The organism is Prevotella sp. lc2012 (assembly GCF_900107065.1).
GTDB lineage: Bacteria > Bacteroidota > Bacteroidia > Bacteroidales > Bacteroidaceae > Prevotella.
Genome location: NZ_FNUF01000002.1, coordinates 473,025 through 488,722 on the forward strand (window position 1 = coordinate 473,025; position 15,698 = coordinate 488,722).

Annotated in this window: 14 protein-coding genes; 7 read left to right on the top strand and 7 right to left on the bottom strand. The window is 49.6% G+C overall.

The features are described from left to right. The first annotated feature begins 65 nt into the window (after window positions 1-65). From hemE to BLU99_RS05885, 4 genes are read left to right on the top strand one after another with little or no spacing between them, the layout of a single operon-like run. On the top strand, window positions 66-1,085 hold the full coding sequence (gene hemE / locus BLU99_RS05870) for a uroporphyrinogen decarboxylase (RefSeq protein ID WP_091900408.1): 1,020 nt from the start codon (window positions 66-68) through the stop codon (window positions 1,083-1,085). Between the two features lie 25 nt (window positions 1,086-1,110). Further along, window positions 1,111-3,201 (top strand): TonB-dependent receptor, encoded by a 2,091-nt coding sequence (locus BLU99_RS05875; RefSeq protein ID WP_091900252.1) that lies wholly within the window; start codon window positions 1,111-1,113, stop codon window positions 3,199-3,201. 12 nt (window positions 3,202-3,213) lie between these two features. Continuing rightward, entirely contained in the window at window positions 3,214-4,443 is a 1,230-nt protein-coding gene (locus tag BLU99_RS05880) for an MFS transporter (protein ID WP_176771062.1), read from the top strand. Then, window positions 4,437-5,228, top strand: a complete 792-nt coding sequence (locus tag BLU99_RS05885) for a uroporphyrinogen-III synthase (protein ID WP_091900253.1) — start codon at window positions 4,437-4,439, stop codon at window positions 5,226-5,228. The genes BLU99_RS05880 and BLU99_RS05885 overlap by 7 nt, the downstream gene beginning before the upstream one ends. Here the strand turns inward: BLU99_RS05885 and BLU99_RS05890 are convergent. From BLU99_RS05890 to BLU99_RS05915, 6 genes are all read right to left on the bottom strand, one after another. After that, a complete protein-coding gene (locus BLU99_RS05890) occupies window positions 5,214-6,032 on the bottom strand; it encodes a DUF3108 domain-containing protein (protein ID WP_369807705.1) in 819 nt (272 codons plus the stop codon). The genes BLU99_RS05885 and BLU99_RS05890 overlap by 15 nt on opposite strands. 5 nt (window positions 6,033-6,037) lie before the next feature. Further along, window positions 6,038-8,032 carry an Ig-like domain-containing protein gene (locus BLU99_RS05895; RefSeq protein ID WP_091900255.1) on the bottom strand — a complete coding sequence of 665 codons (1,995 nt, stop codon included), beginning with the start codon at window positions 8,030-8,032 and terminating at the stop codon, window positions 6,038-6,040. Window positions 8,033-8,060: 28 nt separating this feature from the next. Further along, on the bottom strand, window positions 8,061-9,560 hold the full coding sequence (locus tag BLU99_RS05900) for a GH3 auxin-responsive promoter family protein (RefSeq protein WP_091900256.1): 1,500 nt from the start codon (window positions 9,558-9,560) through the stop codon (window positions 8,061-8,063). Between the two features lie 348 nt (window positions 9,561-9,908). Next, a complete protein-coding gene (gene rnc, locus BLU99_RS05905; RefSeq protein WP_091900257.1) occupies window positions 9,909-10,991 on the bottom strand; it encodes a ribonuclease III in 1,083 nt (360 codons plus the stop codon). A gap of 61 nt (window positions 10,992-11,052) precedes the next feature. Beyond that, window positions 11,053-12,315, bottom strand: coding sequence for a beta-ketoacyl-ACP synthase II (fabF, locus tag BLU99_RS05910; RefSeq protein WP_091900258.1), 1,263 nt, complete (start codon window positions 12,313-12,315; stop codon window positions 11,053-11,055). Between the two features lie 92 nt (window positions 12,316-12,407). After that, the gene (locus BLU99_RS05915; protein ID WP_013065488.1) at window positions 12,408-12,644 is read right to left on the bottom strand and encodes an acyl carrier protein; all 237 of its coding nucleotides are present in this window, start codon (window positions 12,642-12,644) and stop codon (window positions 12,408-12,410) included. Window positions 12,645-12,927: 283 nt separating this feature from the next. On the opposite strand from BLU99_RS05915, the gene BLU99_RS05920 reads away from it, so the two are divergent. Genes BLU99_RS05920 through rd form a run of 3 tightly spaced genes read left to right on the top strand, consistent with a single transcriptional unit; the run spans window position 12,928 to window position 14,762 of the window. Then, window positions 12,928-13,533: a DUF4254 domain-containing protein gene (locus BLU99_RS05920; protein WP_091900259.1), complete on the top strand. Its 606-nt coding sequence runs from the start codon at window positions 12,928-12,930 to the stop codon at window positions 13,531-13,533. A gap of 5 nt (window positions 13,534-13,538) precedes the next feature. Then, window positions 13,539-14,591 carry a glycosyltransferase family 9 protein gene (locus tag BLU99_RS05925; protein ID WP_091900260.1) on the top strand — a complete coding sequence of 351 codons (1,053 nt, stop codon included), beginning with the start codon at window positions 13,539-13,541 and terminating at the stop codon, window positions 14,589-14,591. A gap of 6 nt (window positions 14,592-14,597) precedes the next feature. After that, a complete protein-coding gene (rd, locus tag BLU99_RS05930; RefSeq protein ID WP_255397464.1) occupies window positions 14,598-14,762 on the top strand; it encodes a rubredoxin in 165 nt (54 codons plus the stop codon). Window positions 14,763-14,814: 52 nt separating this feature from the next. Here rd and BLU99_RS05935 read toward each other — a convergent pair whose 3' ends face one another. Then, window positions 14,815-15,696, bottom strand: a complete 882-nt coding sequence (locus tag BLU99_RS05935; protein WP_143065725.1) for a hypothetical protein — start codon at window positions 15,694-15,696, stop codon at window positions 14,815-14,817. Window positions 15,697-15,698: the final 2 nt, after the last annotated feature.

Below are 15,698 nucleotides of genomic sequence, written 5' to 3' on the forward strand. Positions count from 1 at the left end.
AATGCGTTATCTTTGCACCCCAAAACAGCCATGCTGTGTTGTGTAGCACAAGAAAACGCGAGTATATGTATAGTAATCCCTTCTTAGCGGTTATCAATCATCAACCCGCCTGTCGCCCTCCTGTATGGATGATGCGCCAGGCTGGTCGTGTGCTTCCCCGCTATCGCGCCCTTACCAAGGCCACACCCTTCCGTTCCATTATGGCCGACGCCAAGCTGGCGGCTGAGGTGACACTTATGCCTATCGACGATATGGGCATGGATGCCGCCATCCTGTTCAGCGACATTCTGGTCATCCCGGAGGCCTTGGGTGTCCAGGTAGAATGGAACGGTAACGGCCCTGCCTTCCCGCGACCGCTACTGGGAGTGGCACAGCCCGCTTCGGAACTCCGTTTCGATGCCAGCCACCTCACTCATGTGGCCGACACTCTTGACGAGATACAACGCCAGAAAAGCAACGACACTCCTGTGATCGGCTTTTGTGGTGGACCACTCACCTGTCTCTGTTATATGCTTGGCGGGCGCGACGGCAGTCTGCAGTTCACTGAGGTGGTGCGCTACTTATATACGCACCGCGAAGAGGCACTACAACTGCTCGAAGCCATCACCAGTGCCTCGGAAGCCTATGTGCATCTGCAGGCTGAGCATGGCATTGATGCCTTCCAGATTTTCGAGTCATTTGCTGGTGTGATATCGGCCGAACTATATGGCACGATGGTCCTACCCTTTGTGCGTCGTATCACTGCAACAGCCCGCCAGCACGGTCTGCCTGTGATCTTCTTCCCCAAGGGCTTCGGGACAGGTCTTCAGATGCTTTCCAAGAGCGACTGCGACTTCGTGAGTATCGACTGGCAGACGCCTATCACGGTAGCCCGCCGTCTGGTGGATTGCGCCCTGGGCCTGCAGGGAAATATGGATCCACGGATCCTGTTCGCACCACAGACGGTCATTAGGCAGCACCTGGAAGGTTATGCCGACTTCTTCCGCGAAAATCCCGACTGGATCTTCAATCTGGGGCATGGTCTTCACAAGGACACCCCTCTTGATAACGTGCGATTCGTCACTGAGTGGTTAAAACGGATTTAATACTTCAATTATATTTTTTCTTTTTATGTTTTTAGGATTATTACTTTCATCACTAATGGCCATCGAAGGGCCAGAGATTGCACCAGCCGACACAAACACAGCACGATCGTATGCACTCGACGAGGTAGTGGTATGCGCATTCAAATCAGGCAAATACGACCTGGTACCCGTATCACGCACAGCCCTATCGGCTCGTCAACTCAGCAACCAACAGATTACAGGACTGAAAGAGCTGACAGCCGTCATACCGAATTTCTATATGCCCGACTATGGCTCCAGAGCCAGTTGTCCGGTATTTGTAAGAGGTGTCGGTAACAAGTCGGATGGTACAGGCATCGGATTCTACATAGACGGCATGCCTTTCTATGAGCCCCTTTCATTTGATTGCGATCTGGGTGATGTTGCCTCTGTAGAGGTGTTGCGTGGTCCTCAGGGCACGCTTTACGGACGTAACGCTATTGGTGGTATTATCAATATCAGCACTCGCAACCCTCTGGAGTATCAAAATACCCGTGTGCGCCTAGGTTACGGACGCTATAACGACCTGCGCACCCAGATTTCTAATTATACCAAGTTGTCTAATCAGTTCGGCCTCACCTTCGGAGCCCTGTATCATCATAACGACGGCGCTTTCCGCAACAGCTATCTCGACAAGAAGGTGGATAAGATGAATGAGACCGAAGAGCGCATCGGGCTGTACTACCAGCCCTCTGACGCCTGGCTGGTACGCCTGACGAGCCATTTCTCCTATAGCGACCAAGGCGGCTACCCCTATGCGCCAGTGGATGTGGAGACCAACACGCTCCAACCCATCAGCTATAACCGTTTCAGCTCGTTCCGCCGACTGATCAGTACCAACGGTTTGGGAATCACCTACACTGGGGCTGCTGTCAGCTTTAACAGTCAAACCTCATTCCAGTATATCGAGTCTAAGCAGGCTATCGACCAGGATTTTACGACTGTAGACAAGTCGTTTGTAGAGAATGCCCGTCACCAGAACATGGTATCACAGGAACTGACACTCAAATCGAATAGTGATAGCCGTTACCAATGGGTGATTGGCGCCTTTGGCATGATGGAACATGTGAATCGTACGGTTGATAACCTCTCTCCCTCAACCCCCTCGATCAGTCATACCGACTACTGCGTGCCTACCAGTTCGCTGGCTCTATACCACCAGAGCACCTACAATATCTGGCAAGGTCTTTCTGCCACGGCCGGCATCCGTTTCGACTACGAGCATGCTAAGACTAAGTACGACAACAAGAAGGTAACAGGCCTTCCTGTCGGCGTTTTTTCGTTGGTAGACCTCAGTCAGCCATCGGCTACGAGCGAGTCTTTCAAAAGCAGCAAGGATTTTACGCAGGTAACGCCAAAGTTCACCTTGCAATATCATACCACAGAGGATAATCTCTACTATGTGTCTGTAACACGTGGCTACAAGCCTGGTGGCTTTAATAAATCGTTCTCTACCGTCGACCAGCGTTCGTATGATCCTGAGTATAGCTGGAACTACGAGGTGGGCGCCAGCGTCAACCTGCTGAACAACCTGCTTACCGTGAGTGCCGACCTGTTCTATATCGACTGGCGCCGCATGCAGATTACCTCTACCATTGCTGGAGTAGGCAATATCACCACCAACGCTGGTCATACCGACAGCAAGGGAGCTGAGCTGAACATCGTGGCGCGCCCTGTAAAAGGGTTGCAGTTCACAGCTAACTACGGCTATACCTACGCCCGTTTCCTCTCTTATGAGAAAAGCAAGACGGTGAGTTACACCAACAACCGCCTGCCACTGGTGCCCAACCACACGCTTAGTCTCGATGCTAACTACACCATCAACCCTACCGGTTGGCTGGATCGCGTGATGTTCAACGTGGGTCTCCGCGGTTTGGGTCGTATCTACTGGGCAGAGGACAATCTGGTCAGTCAGGACTTCTATACGCTGCTCAACGCCAAGGTAGCTCTCACCAAAGGTATTGTCACCTGGGAGATGTGGGGTAAGAACCTCACCAATACCGATTATATGGCCTACGGCTTCAAGTCGTCATCAGGCAACTACGCCCAGGCAGGTAAACCCCTCATGTTTGGGACAACGATTGAATTGAATTTCTAACCTCATCACGATATGACAACAACCAATAGTAGCGTCGACAATGTGCGCCAATTGAACCTCGCCACGTTCTTCTGTCTATACATAGCGCAGTTCATTCCATCCACGTTTATCACGACAGCTATGCAAGTCAGCATGCGCCAGGCCAACTTCGGCTTGGCCACTATTGGCTTACTACATCTGGTGCATATCCCTTGGCTCATCAAGTTTCTGTGGGCGCCCATGGTCGACCGTCAGTGTTCCAATCTTTCCAACTACCGGCGCTTCATCCTGCTCATGGAGTCGGTCTATGCCCTGTCAATCATCAGTATTGGTTTCCTAGATATCTCTGCCGATATCTATTTCATCTTCGTGCTGGTATTTCTCTCCATGTTTGCCTCGGCCACGCAGGATATCGCCACCGACGGACTTGCCGTGCGCGCCTTTGGCAAAGGCGATCACAGTGCGGTGAACAGCATGCAGTCGATGGGACGATATGCCGGTGCCTTCTTGGGTAGCGGTATCTTCATCGTGATGCTTGACCATTTTGGCTGGCATGTAGTGTTCCCTTTGCTGGGACTGGTCGCCTGGTTCATGGTGGTACCTTTACAGTTTAATAAAAAGATTCACATCGAACCCCGTTCGCCCAAGCAAAGGGCTAAGCTCATGGACTTTGTGTGGTTCTTCTCCCGCAAGGATATCATCCCTCATGTGGTGTTCCTCCTGCTCTACTTTATGGGTATCATCGGCATCATCGCTAACGTACGACCTTATATGGTCGACCTCGGCTATAACATGAAGGAGATAGGAGTGTGGTTTGGTATGGTGGGTACAGCCACCTCGTTTGTCATGGCTTGGGTGGGTCATGTGCTCATCCGCCGCATCGGCATGTATCGTGCCCGTCTGATGGTAGCTATACTGATCGTTGTCGCTCCAATATATTTCCTGCTGCTCACGTTCATATCGCCCACATTACCCATGTTAGTAGGCGGCTTGCTGCTCGTCAAGACCTGTCATGCCTTTGCTTCCATCGTGGTCTATACCTGTGCCATGGACTGTGTGCGCGAAGGACGTGAGGGAACGGATTTCACTATTCAGGTCGTGGTGGTACATTTCAGTTCTACGCTCATCTCTCTCATCTCTGGAGGTGTAGGAGAATGGCTTGACTATCGCGGTCTTTATCTCATCGAACTGGCCATCGCCCTCATCAGTCTGGTCTATGTTGTCAGGGTATTCAAACCGAATCAGCTATTGGCACGATGGTAAAACGTATCCTCTTTACTGCGCCTGTTACCTATCAAGACCGCTTACGTGAGGCTCTTGACAAGGCACAGCCATGCAGCCTGAATGCGTTGTTTAGGCCACTTGTCAACACGTCGCTGCTGACCACAGACAACTCTTTCACATCGTTCTGTGCGAAAGCGTCGGCATATGATGATATTATCTGTTCGAGTATCATGGCAGTCAATGCGCTCGCCGCTTCGGGGCTTGAACGTTCCATGATAGACGGAAAGGTTATCGCTATCGGTAATGATCAGAAAGCTGTCAGGGATCTTCTTGGAGTGACGGTCGCCATGCCTGATGCCGAACCTAGCATGATGGGTATCGTCGAGGCCTTGAAAGGTCTGCCCTCGCTGTCGCAAAGACACATCGCCGTACTGCTACCGCAGTTCGTCGGACTGCCCGTCCCTTCCACCATCACCCGCTTCCTGGATGCACTCAGTCTGACGGGAGCCGCAATCTCTCATGTGTATTGCTACCGCACCGCAGCCATGGAAAAGAGCCGTTTTGAAGAAATGACCGATACCCTTCGTCAGGAACACATTGATGCCATCGCCGTCACCAGTGGAGGCGAGGCTTATGTACTCTCTCAGATTCTCGCTTTTGCTGCTTCACAGGGCCATCCTGTCAAGGTGCCAGTCTACTCGTTTGGTCCTTATACCACGTGCTGTGCCCAAGAAGCATCTCTACACGTGACAGGCACCTCGCCCCGACATCACTGCTTCTCCGACTTCATAGCCTATCTCGAAAAGGCATTACCTGATCTTTGAGGTCATGGCACTGCGGACGCCCTTATAACCTTTCAGATACGCCTTGGCTGTTCCGAAACTCAGGAACATGTCGAGGCGTACTGGTATATGATTCTGATCATCGGTAATATAGAAACGTATCAGTTCATGGGTCTTGCCGTCCTCTCGCTCATAGAACGAGAAGACCAGACAACGGAACTTTTCCTTCGACTCACTCATCTTGAAGTTCTCTTTACCACGGAACTCCAGCCATGAGTTACTCAGACTATGCGCATCGCTGATGGGCATCGGAATCGTACCGCCCTTCTTCAGCTTCGAGGCATCGAAGTTTCTGGCACGGAGGAAGATCGACATCATGTCGAAGATACAGTTCTTATACTCCGATGTCTTCCATTCATGATCACCATGACGATTGATACGATGTTTTTTCAGACGGCAGTTGCCATTGGGATAGCTGTACCATATCTCGTCAACGTAATAGCGGTCGCCCTCGCGTGCGCCTTTCCGGAAATAAAGCGGCGAGAGATCAGGATTACAATAGGATATCAGCGTATCGCGCATCGTGAAGTACTTGTCGAGTTTGTTGTTGCCCCGAGTAATGAGATACGACTTCCATGCATCCTTCCCCTCAAACTTCGTGAGTCGAGTATCCATCGAGGCAGAGCCCACCTTCATCCAGATGAACTTCCAGTTGAAGTATAGATCATAGGTGAGCGACTCACCCGACTTAAAGGCCGTGTTCTCTATGCCACACTGAGCGAGACAGTTGACAGCCGACAGCTGACAGCCGATCGCGAAGAGTAACAATAAAAATATTCTTTTCATCATGCTTAGTCCTCCAGTTTTATGTTCTTTTCCTTGTTGTAGGTGATGCCCAGCTTCTTGGCGCGCTCAGCATTCCTGTTCTTCTGTTTCTGTTTTGTGTCGCCCTTCTGTTTTGTGATGTTCAAAGGCTTCTGGCGATAGAGCGGTGTGGCACTGATGTTCCAGCTCTGGGTGACATCCCACTTCGCCTTACACTCTATCTCACGCGAATAATAATAGACTGCCTCGGGCTGAATGTCGGCATCATAATCGCCCGTATCCCAAAGGCCATTACCATTATTGTCGACGAAAGCACAGACATAGTACTTATTCGGTGTGACATAGTCAAAATGTGCCGAGCCTTTCGTGGCAAGCACCTCCTTCACCTTCATGCCAGAACTGCTGAGCAGCTGTACCCTGAGCGGCAGCGAGTCGGCAATGCCGCTGATGTTGAGAGTCAGTGTGCTGTAAGCATCCAGATCCTTAATCTTCAGTCCCTCCTTATAGGCTTCAGACACCTGTCCGTAGATATCCTCGAAGGCCGCAGAGTCGACCTCCAGACTATATTCCGTACCAGGTCGCCAGTCAGCGAGGATTTCGAACTGCCGTAACGAGTGCTCCACAGGTCGGAACACGCAACGAGCCTCATACCAGAGACTGTCGATCTTTGAGTACAGGTGGACTGCGGCTGTGTCGTAGCGCACCAACGGTGTCGGCATCTCGACAGTCACCCGCTTGTCGGGATCCATCGATGAGGATGCGTTATACTGCGGCTCCAAGTGTTTGACGGGATAGATAGAGTCGTAGGGCTCCTCACGTCTCTTCTTCCGTTCCTGTTCCTTCTGCCACTTCTCCAGTTCCTTGGCAAACTCCTTCTGTCGTTTCTCGTACGACACCTTGGCCAGAGCGTCGAGCGTGTCAGTCTGACTGACGAGCGCACCCAGTGAGTCGGTCACCATATAGGTAACCTCCATACGGAGCGTATCCTGATTGATGAGCACCGAGTCGCGCAGCCAATAGTGGATAGTATCCTGCTTCTCATTGGCTTCGATGACAAAAGCACTGTCGGCCTCGAAGTTCAGTCCCTTGATGACTGGCAGGTCGGGGTGCCCATAACTGAAGAACATACTGATCTTATTGGCATCCTTACGCTCAGTCTTCACCAGATAACGGTCTGTCTGTATCTGGGTAAACGCCAACAGGGTGATATCGTCAGGCAGGAAATGCGTGTAAGGCACCTGTCGCAGTTGGTCGATATGAAGGGAGTCGCGCCACACGGTGTCGATACGAACATCAGGCTTCGACCCCGGCTCAAATGTCTGATGACTATAAGCGATCATCTCGCCCTTCTGTCCAAAGAGGAAGTCACCGTCGGCATCCTGCAGGGCGTAGGCACGATAGGTGCCAGGCGCCACACCCTTCACCACGAAACGGCCACGACTGTCAGTTCGCGACACACGGATCATCGGCTTGGTCTTAAAGGCTGAGTCGGCCAGATCGTCATACAGGCCGACGAGAATGCCCTTGACAGGCTCGAGGTCACTGGCATCGAGCACATAGCCCGACACCTCGAAGGTGTCGATCCGCTCGCCCGTCGAGAAGCTGTAAGTATAATTTCCCATCGGGTTGCCCTCGTTATTATCGCTGATAGCATCGCTGAAGTCGATGGTATAAGTGGTGTTCTCCTTGAGCGAGTCTTTCAGCTCCACCACGATCTTCTTGCCAGCGGCCTTAATCTCCGGCATCTCCAGTTGTGGCGGAGAGACGATCACCTTGTTGGTGGCATCCTCCAGTTTGATGAACTCATCGAAGAGGATAGTGATCTTCTGGCTCGACACGTTCACCGAGCGGTCGGCAGGAGTGCTGCCAATCACCTTCGGCGGTTCGTCGTCATACCAACCACCATCAGGCTGTCCCATCCTGGCACAGCCCATGAAGAGCAAAAAGGCAAAAAGGCAGAAAGGCAAAAACTGTTTGTTACCTTTGCACCTTTCAACGATTGTTCTGAATATACCCTTCATGTATCTATCTCTTTTCTTTCTTACCTTTCTATTTCTGCAGTGCTAACAACTGCTCCATCGTATCGCGTGAGTTACTCAGACGCGGCACCTTATGCTGCCCGCCCAGTTTTCCGCGCAACTTCAGCCAGTCGTTAAAGAGTCCCTGACGGGCCTCAACAATCTCCAGATGCTGGAGCGTGATGTCCTTATATCGCTTCGCCTCATAGTCGCTGTTGATCTCCTGCAGACGACGGTCGAGCAAAGCAGCAAACTGCTGCACATCGGCTGGCCGCTTAGAGAACTCGATAAGCCACTGATGGCGGCACTTCGCGTTAGCATCCATGAACACAGGCGCTGCCGTATACTCCAACACCTCGGCACCAGTCTGCTCACAAGCATAGGCCAGTCCCTGCTCAGCATTGTCGACGATCAACTCCTCGCCGAAGGCATTGATGAAATGCTTCGTTCGACCGCTGATGATGAACTTATAGGGATTAGTCGAGGTGAACTGGATGGTATCGCCGATCTCATAGCGCCAAAGGCCGCACGAGGTGCTGATCACCATCGCATAGTTCTTACCCGTCTCCACCTCCCAGAGGGGGATGGGCTGTCTGGTTTCCGAATCCATGGGGATGAACTCATAGAACACCCCGTAGTCGAGCATCAGCAGCATCGACTTGTCCGTCGGATCGTCCTGTATACCGAAGAAACCCTCACTGGCATTATAGGTCTCCATATAGTGCATGTTCGGCGAGGTGATCAGCCGCTTATACTGCTCACGGTAGGGTGTGAAGGCCACACCACCGTGGAAGAACACCTCGATGTTCGGCCATACCTCCTCAAGGTGCGTCTTACCCGTGATCTCCATCATTCGAGTGAGCATCGAGAGCATCCATGAGGGTACGCCACTGATGTTCGTCACATTCTTCGTCATCGCCTCACGGGCGATGCGGTCGCGTTTCACCTCGAAGTCGCTGAGCAGTGCCGTCGACTTCTTAGGCACCCGCACCAAGTTGGCCAGCGGATTGATGTTCTCGATGAGGATAGCACTGAGGTCGCCCACCAGCGAACCAGGCAGGTTATAGTTGGGCGCATGACTGCCGCCGAGTATCAAAGCCCGTCCGTCGAAAAGTCTCGACATTGGGTTGTTACGCAGGTAGATGGCCACAGAGTCGAAGCCGCCAGCATAGTGTATGTCATGAAGACCGTCCTGAGTGACGGGGATGAACTTCGACTTGTCGTTGGTGGTACCCGACGACTTCGCATACCATTTCGTTCGGCCTGGCCAGAGGATATCCGTCTCGCCCTGTCGCATCCGGTCGATGTCGCCTTTGAGCTCCTCGTAGGTGTTCACAGGCACACAACCCACATAGTCATCATAGCCCTTGATGCTGTCGAAAGCATGATCCCGACCGTATTCTGTATCCTTGGCTTTCTGTATCAGATGCTCCAGCACCGCTCGCTGTAGTGCCTCTCCCCCGTTCTGGTGCTTCTCCAATGCATGCTGACGGGGTACGAAAACTTTTCCTATAATCTGAGTCAGACTCATCTTTAATGCGCAATTTTGCTTGCAAAATTAGTCAAAAGCATTGTAACGGGGGAATATTTTTCGTTATTTTTGTATAATAAAGGTCTTAAAGCCACAGAACAGCCCCCCATCCTTAGGTGAAAGAGATAGGCCTTATGAGTATAAGGGATGCTTTCTACAAGTCATGGAGATAATCCCTATGGGGGTATAGGGATTATCTCCATGAGTAATAGAGCCTATCTGAACGACTGTTAGAAGGTATCTCTTTCTGTTATAGATTGACCGTTTTTTTAGTCTGCTGGGACTTGGGGTTTCCCCGGAGGAAAGTCAGGGTTTCCTCGGAGGAAACTCTGAGCGCGCTTCAAGCTGTTACATTTCTTCGAAGGCGGCTGCCTCGGCCTCAGCGATGATATCCTCACGCGACTTCTCCTTATGGGAGATGTCAGAGAGGTCATAATCGACCAGATCGCTCCGTTCTGCGAAGAACTTCTCGTCAGTATCCTCTGCCGATGCTGTCTGGGCATCAGTCTTCGGAGTCTTCTCCTTACGGACACGCTTAGGGGCTGTCTCTGTCGACTCTGTTGCCGCGGGCGTCTCCTCCTTAGGCTGCTCGATGATGAAGTTCTGCTCCTGCTCCGTATCTGGTACAGCTACGGCAGGTTCTTCCTCCATCTTCGTACGCTCTGTCTTGGCTGCGAAGACTGCATCGACAAACTGCGGTTCGCGCTTCAGGCGCTGTAACGTCTCCTTCGATGCCAACTGCTGGGCCTCCTTCTTCGAGAAGCCTGTGCCTTTCTCTCCTTCGACACCCTCGAGCACCACCTGGAAGCTGAAGACTGGACTACCGTTGTCATCCTTCTTCTGCTTCAGCATCTTGTATTCCAGACGGACTCGGTTTTTCTGGGACCACTCCAACAACTTAGACTTGAAGTTGACCTCCTTGAAAGCAACCTTGTCGATATTGATATACTTGCCAAGCACACGGTTCTTCCAGAACCACATGCAAGCATCATATCCTCTGTCGAGATAGACGGCGCCCACCAGTGCCTCAAGGGCATTCCCTTCGACATAGCTGTTGTGCGAGGTGGAATGACCTGCCGACAAAAGCAGATTACCCAGTCCCATCTCTGTGGCCAACTTCCCCAGTGTCTCGCGACTGACAAGCTTTGAGCGGGTGTTGGTGAGGAATCCCTCACGCTTCCCTTCGTAGTGCTGATAGACAACATCGCCCACGACTGCATCGAGGATGGCGTCGCCCAGGAACTCCAGTCGTTCGTTGTTTAAGGGTTTACCCTTCGCATTGCGACGATGAACACTCTTGTGCATCAACGCCTGCTTGTAATAAGCAATGTCGTGAGGATAGAAACCCAGTATCGCATAAAGAGAAGAAAAAAGCTCCTTCTCCTTACGGAAAGGGAGCTTCAATCTATCAATGATATTATTAAGCCTCATATTTGCTTACAGCGAATTTACTATCGTTCGAAAAATGCAAGTGTATTTGCATTCTGCTCACTTAATCTGTAAATTTCTTGAATACCACACATGCATTATGACCACCGAAACCGAAGGTGTTGCTCAATCCGGCACGCACCTCACGCTTCTGAGCCTTATTGAATGTGAAATTCAGATTATAGTCGATCTCTGGATCCTCATCACCAGCCTCATGGTTGATGGTGGGAGGAACGATATCGTTCTGCACAGCCAATACGGTGACCATAGCCTCAACGGCTCCGGCAGCACCAAGCAGGTGACCAGTCATCGACTTCGTAGATGAAATATTCAGTTTGAAGGCTGCGTCGCCAAATACCTCCTTGATGGCCTTGGCCTCAGAGATATCACCCACATGGGTAGACGTGCCGTGAACATTGATATAATCGATATCCTCAGGCTTCAACTGTGCATCATCAAGAGCGTTCTGCATCACCAGCTTTGCACCGAGACCCTCGGGATGAGAGGCGGTGATGTGATGAGCATCGGCACTCATACCTGCACCGATCATCTCGGCATAGATCTTCGCACCGCGAGCCTTGGCGTGCTCCAGTTCCTCAAGAATCAGACAACCTGCACCCTCGGCCATGATGAAGCCATCGCGGCTGGCGCTAAACGGACGACTGGCTTTCTCGGGCTCGTCGTTACGAGTAGAAAGAGCGTGCATGGCATTGAAACCTCCTACGCCTGTGGCGCAGATAGCGGCCTCGGCTCCTCCGGCAACAATTGCGTTTGCCTTGCCCAGACGAATCAAGTTGAAGGCATCAGCCAATGCGTTCGAAGAAGAAGCACAGGCAGAAGCCGTGATATAGTTTGGACCATGGAAGCCATACATGATGGAGATCTGTCCGGCTGCGATATCGGCAATCATCTTCGGAATGAAGAACGGATTGAACTTAGGACCATCGGCCTCGTGTACACCATAGTACTTTACCTCTTCCTCGAAGGTCTTAATTCCACCAATACCGACACCAAAGACCACACCGATACGGTTCTTGTCTTCAGCTTCCAGATCCATCTTGCAATCCTCTACAGCCTGCTTGGCAGCAATCAGGGCCAGCTGCGTGTAGCGGTCCATCTTACGAGCCTCCTTACGGTCGATATAATCGTTTACATTGAGGTTCTTCACCTCACAAGCAAACTTTGTCTTAAACTGTGTTGTATCGAAACTTGTAATAGGTGCGGCTCCACTCACTCCGTTGAGCAGGTTCTTCCACATCTCATCAGGAGTGTTGCCGACTGGCGTAACTGCGCCAAGACCTGTTACAACTACTCTTTTTAATTCCATTTCTATAAAATTAAAAATTGAAGAATTGAAGAAAAGCGCTTGAAGCGTGAACTTCAATGAATGAATTCTTCAATTCTTCAATTCTAAAATATTTATTTTGCGTTCTCCTCGATATAAGCGATAGCGTCACCTACAGTGCCGATCTTCTCTGCCTTGTCATCGGGAATAGAAATACCGAACTCCTTCTCGAACTCCATGATCAGCTCAACGGTATCCAGTGAGTCTGCGCCCAGATCGTTTGTGAAGCTAGCCTCAGCCTTTACTTCTGCCTCATCAACACCGAGTTTGTCTACGATAATCGCTTTTACTTTGCTTTCAATTTCTGACATAATTTTTAAACTTTAAAATGTTAATAATGAATTTGCTATCTTGAAGTAATTACCGGCTTTTCGCCGAAATCGGGTGCAAAGTAACACATTTTCTTTCACTTACGCAAACTTTTTTAAGAAAAACTGACTTCTTTTTGCACAGAAATAGGGTGTTTGTGCAAAAAATAACTCTTATTTCTTTGTTTTTATGAGATAATACCAAAATAATATATGAAATTCCACTATTTTGGTTGGCTAATTCAAAAAGTTTATGTAGTTTTGCGGAATAAAAGCAAATAAAACCATGTCATTTACAAAACAAGCAAACCAGATTTTTAATCGGGCGATAAACGATTATCACCTTACTGATGACGTGAATACGCCTATCAGAAACCCTTATCAGAAAGATAGTATTGAGCATAGTCTTTATTTAAAATGCTGGATAGATACCGTACAGTGGCACTATGAGGATATCATCCGAGATCCGCATATCGACCCTGTCGAGGCACTTGCCTTGAAACGCCGTATCGACAGAAGCAATCAGGATCGTACAGACCTTGTCGAAGAGATTGACTCATACTTCCGCCAGTTGTATAGCGGAGTGGAAGTGTTACCTGATGCCCGTCTCAACACGGAGAGTCCTGCCTGGGCGGTAGACCGTCTGAGCATCCTGGCTCTTAAAATCTACCACATGAAGGAGCAGGTGGAGCGCAAGGATGCTGAACCAGAACATATCGCAAAATGCCAAGCTAAACTCGACGTGCTGTTAGAACAGCAGAAGGACCTCTCTCTGGCCATTGACCAGTTATTGGAGGATATCGAGGCTGGTCGTAAGTATATGAAGGTGTACCGCCAGATGAAGATGTATAACGACCCTGCTACCAACCCTATTCTGTATAACCAGAAATAGTGCTGATGAAAAAAGAGCATATCCTTGTCATCCGATTCTCCGCATTGGGCGATGTTGCTATGGCCGTACCTGTGGTATGGGCCCTGGCCACACAATATCCGGACATTAGGATTACCGTGCTGAGCAAAGGATTTGCCCGAACCCTATTTGAGGATCTGGCCCCCAACGTCAATTTCATGGAGGCCGACCTTAAAAAGGAGTATCACGGGGTGAAAGGACTCAATGCGCTCTACCGCAGACTTGTGGCCAAGCAGTTTACCAAGGTGGCCGATTTACACAACGTGCTACGTTCCGAATACCTCAGGATGCGCTTTAATCTGGGAAGGTATCGTGTGGAACATGTCAACAAACACCGTCACCAGCGCAGGCAGCTGACCTCTTATAAACACAAGGTGAAAAAGCCGCTGCCCTCGTCGTTCGAGAATTATGCAGAAGTGTTTGCGCGTCTTGGCTATCCTGTCGACATTAAGAAGTTCCATTCCATCTTTCCGAAAGAAGGAGGAAACCAAAACCTGCTGCCTGCAGCAATTGGACCGAGGAAAAGTTTCGAGCAATGGATAGGTATTGCTCCTTTTGCCGCGCATGAAGGAAAGGTTTACCCTCCTCGACTGATGGAACAAGTGATCTTCCAACTGATACAGAAACACTCCAATATACGCATCTTTTTCTTTGGGAAAGGAGAGCAGGAAGACAAGTACTTTCAGTTATGGTGTGCACAGTATCGGCAGTGCTTGTATGTGAGTAAGCACTGTGAGACCATGTATCAGGAACTTATACTGATGAGTCATCTTGATGCCATGATCTCCATGGATTCTGCCAATATGCACTTAGCATCGTTGACAGGCATCCCTGTCGTCAGCATCTGGGGTGCCACCCACCCGATGGCTGGATTCTTAGGTTTCAACAACAACAAAGACAATATCATCCAGCTCGACTTGGATTGTCGCCCCTGCAGTATCTTCGGCAATAAGCCCTGCCAGCGCGGTGATTATGCCTGTTTACAAAACATTCCGCCCGAGCGGATAGTAGAGCGGATTCAGTCTATTATTAATAACTAAACTATTATGCTTATGAAGTACGTTTGTGAAGTATGCGGTTACGTCTATGACCCCGCTGTAGGTGATCCTGATAGTGGTATTGAGCCAGGAACAGCCTTTGAAGACATTCCAGATGATTGGGTATGTCCCATCTGTGGCGTTGGCAAGGATGAGTTCAAGCCTGAAGAATAAATAAAAAAGGTGGCATGATTACTGCCACCTTTTTTCACATTATTATATTACATTAGAAAATAAAACCGAACGAAAGCGGTTGGAAATTGCTATGATCGGCAAAATCAGAATTTAAAATACTCATTGGACTATACTTGCAATAGATAGTCGGCAGGCTTCGAATATTCATTGAAGCCATGATGTCGACAGTGAAAGGACGTTGATGTATATGTTTGACTGTCTCTTTTCTCTTCTGTCCATCAGCATCTCTATATTTGTTCTTGATGCTGCCATAAAGGTTGAGGTTGAAAACCGTTCCCAAGGAGAATGAACAGTGCTTGTTGAAACGATAGTTCCACATCAGAGGAAACTGGAGACTAAAGATCTTAATGCGTGAGAAATCCGGCTCACAGCCTTCGGGATAGCTAGCCAGACCCACAACTCCATTATTTCCTTTCTCAAAATGAGAAAATCCCGTCATCCGATAATTACGCCAGTCTAATCCTATTCCGAAAGAATAGCCGTTGTGCTTTCCCTTTCCGTAGATTTTCCATTGGAGTATTGTCCAAAACAATTCCCACGAACTTCCTGTCGAGATAGAAAGACGATTATCACCATCAATGGCTACACACTGACCTACACCCAGATGTGAAAAGGCAGTCTTCACCTCATAAGGGTATTCATCTGTAAAATTATCCTTGCCCAGTCCCACATTGAAAATACCCCAATCTCTGTTGATGGTTGTTTCACTTACATAGTTGGAGTCGACCAGTTGGATACTGTTCTCATAAGTGTATCTATCATTATCTTCCTTTCCATAGACCTTGATCTTCTGAATAGAATCACCTGTGATAATAGACACTCTCTGAGGTTTAAGAATTGTCAATGTGTCGTTTTCCTGAGCGTTGGCTGCGTACGGCATTACCAACAACAATAGAAACAATAACTTTTTCATAT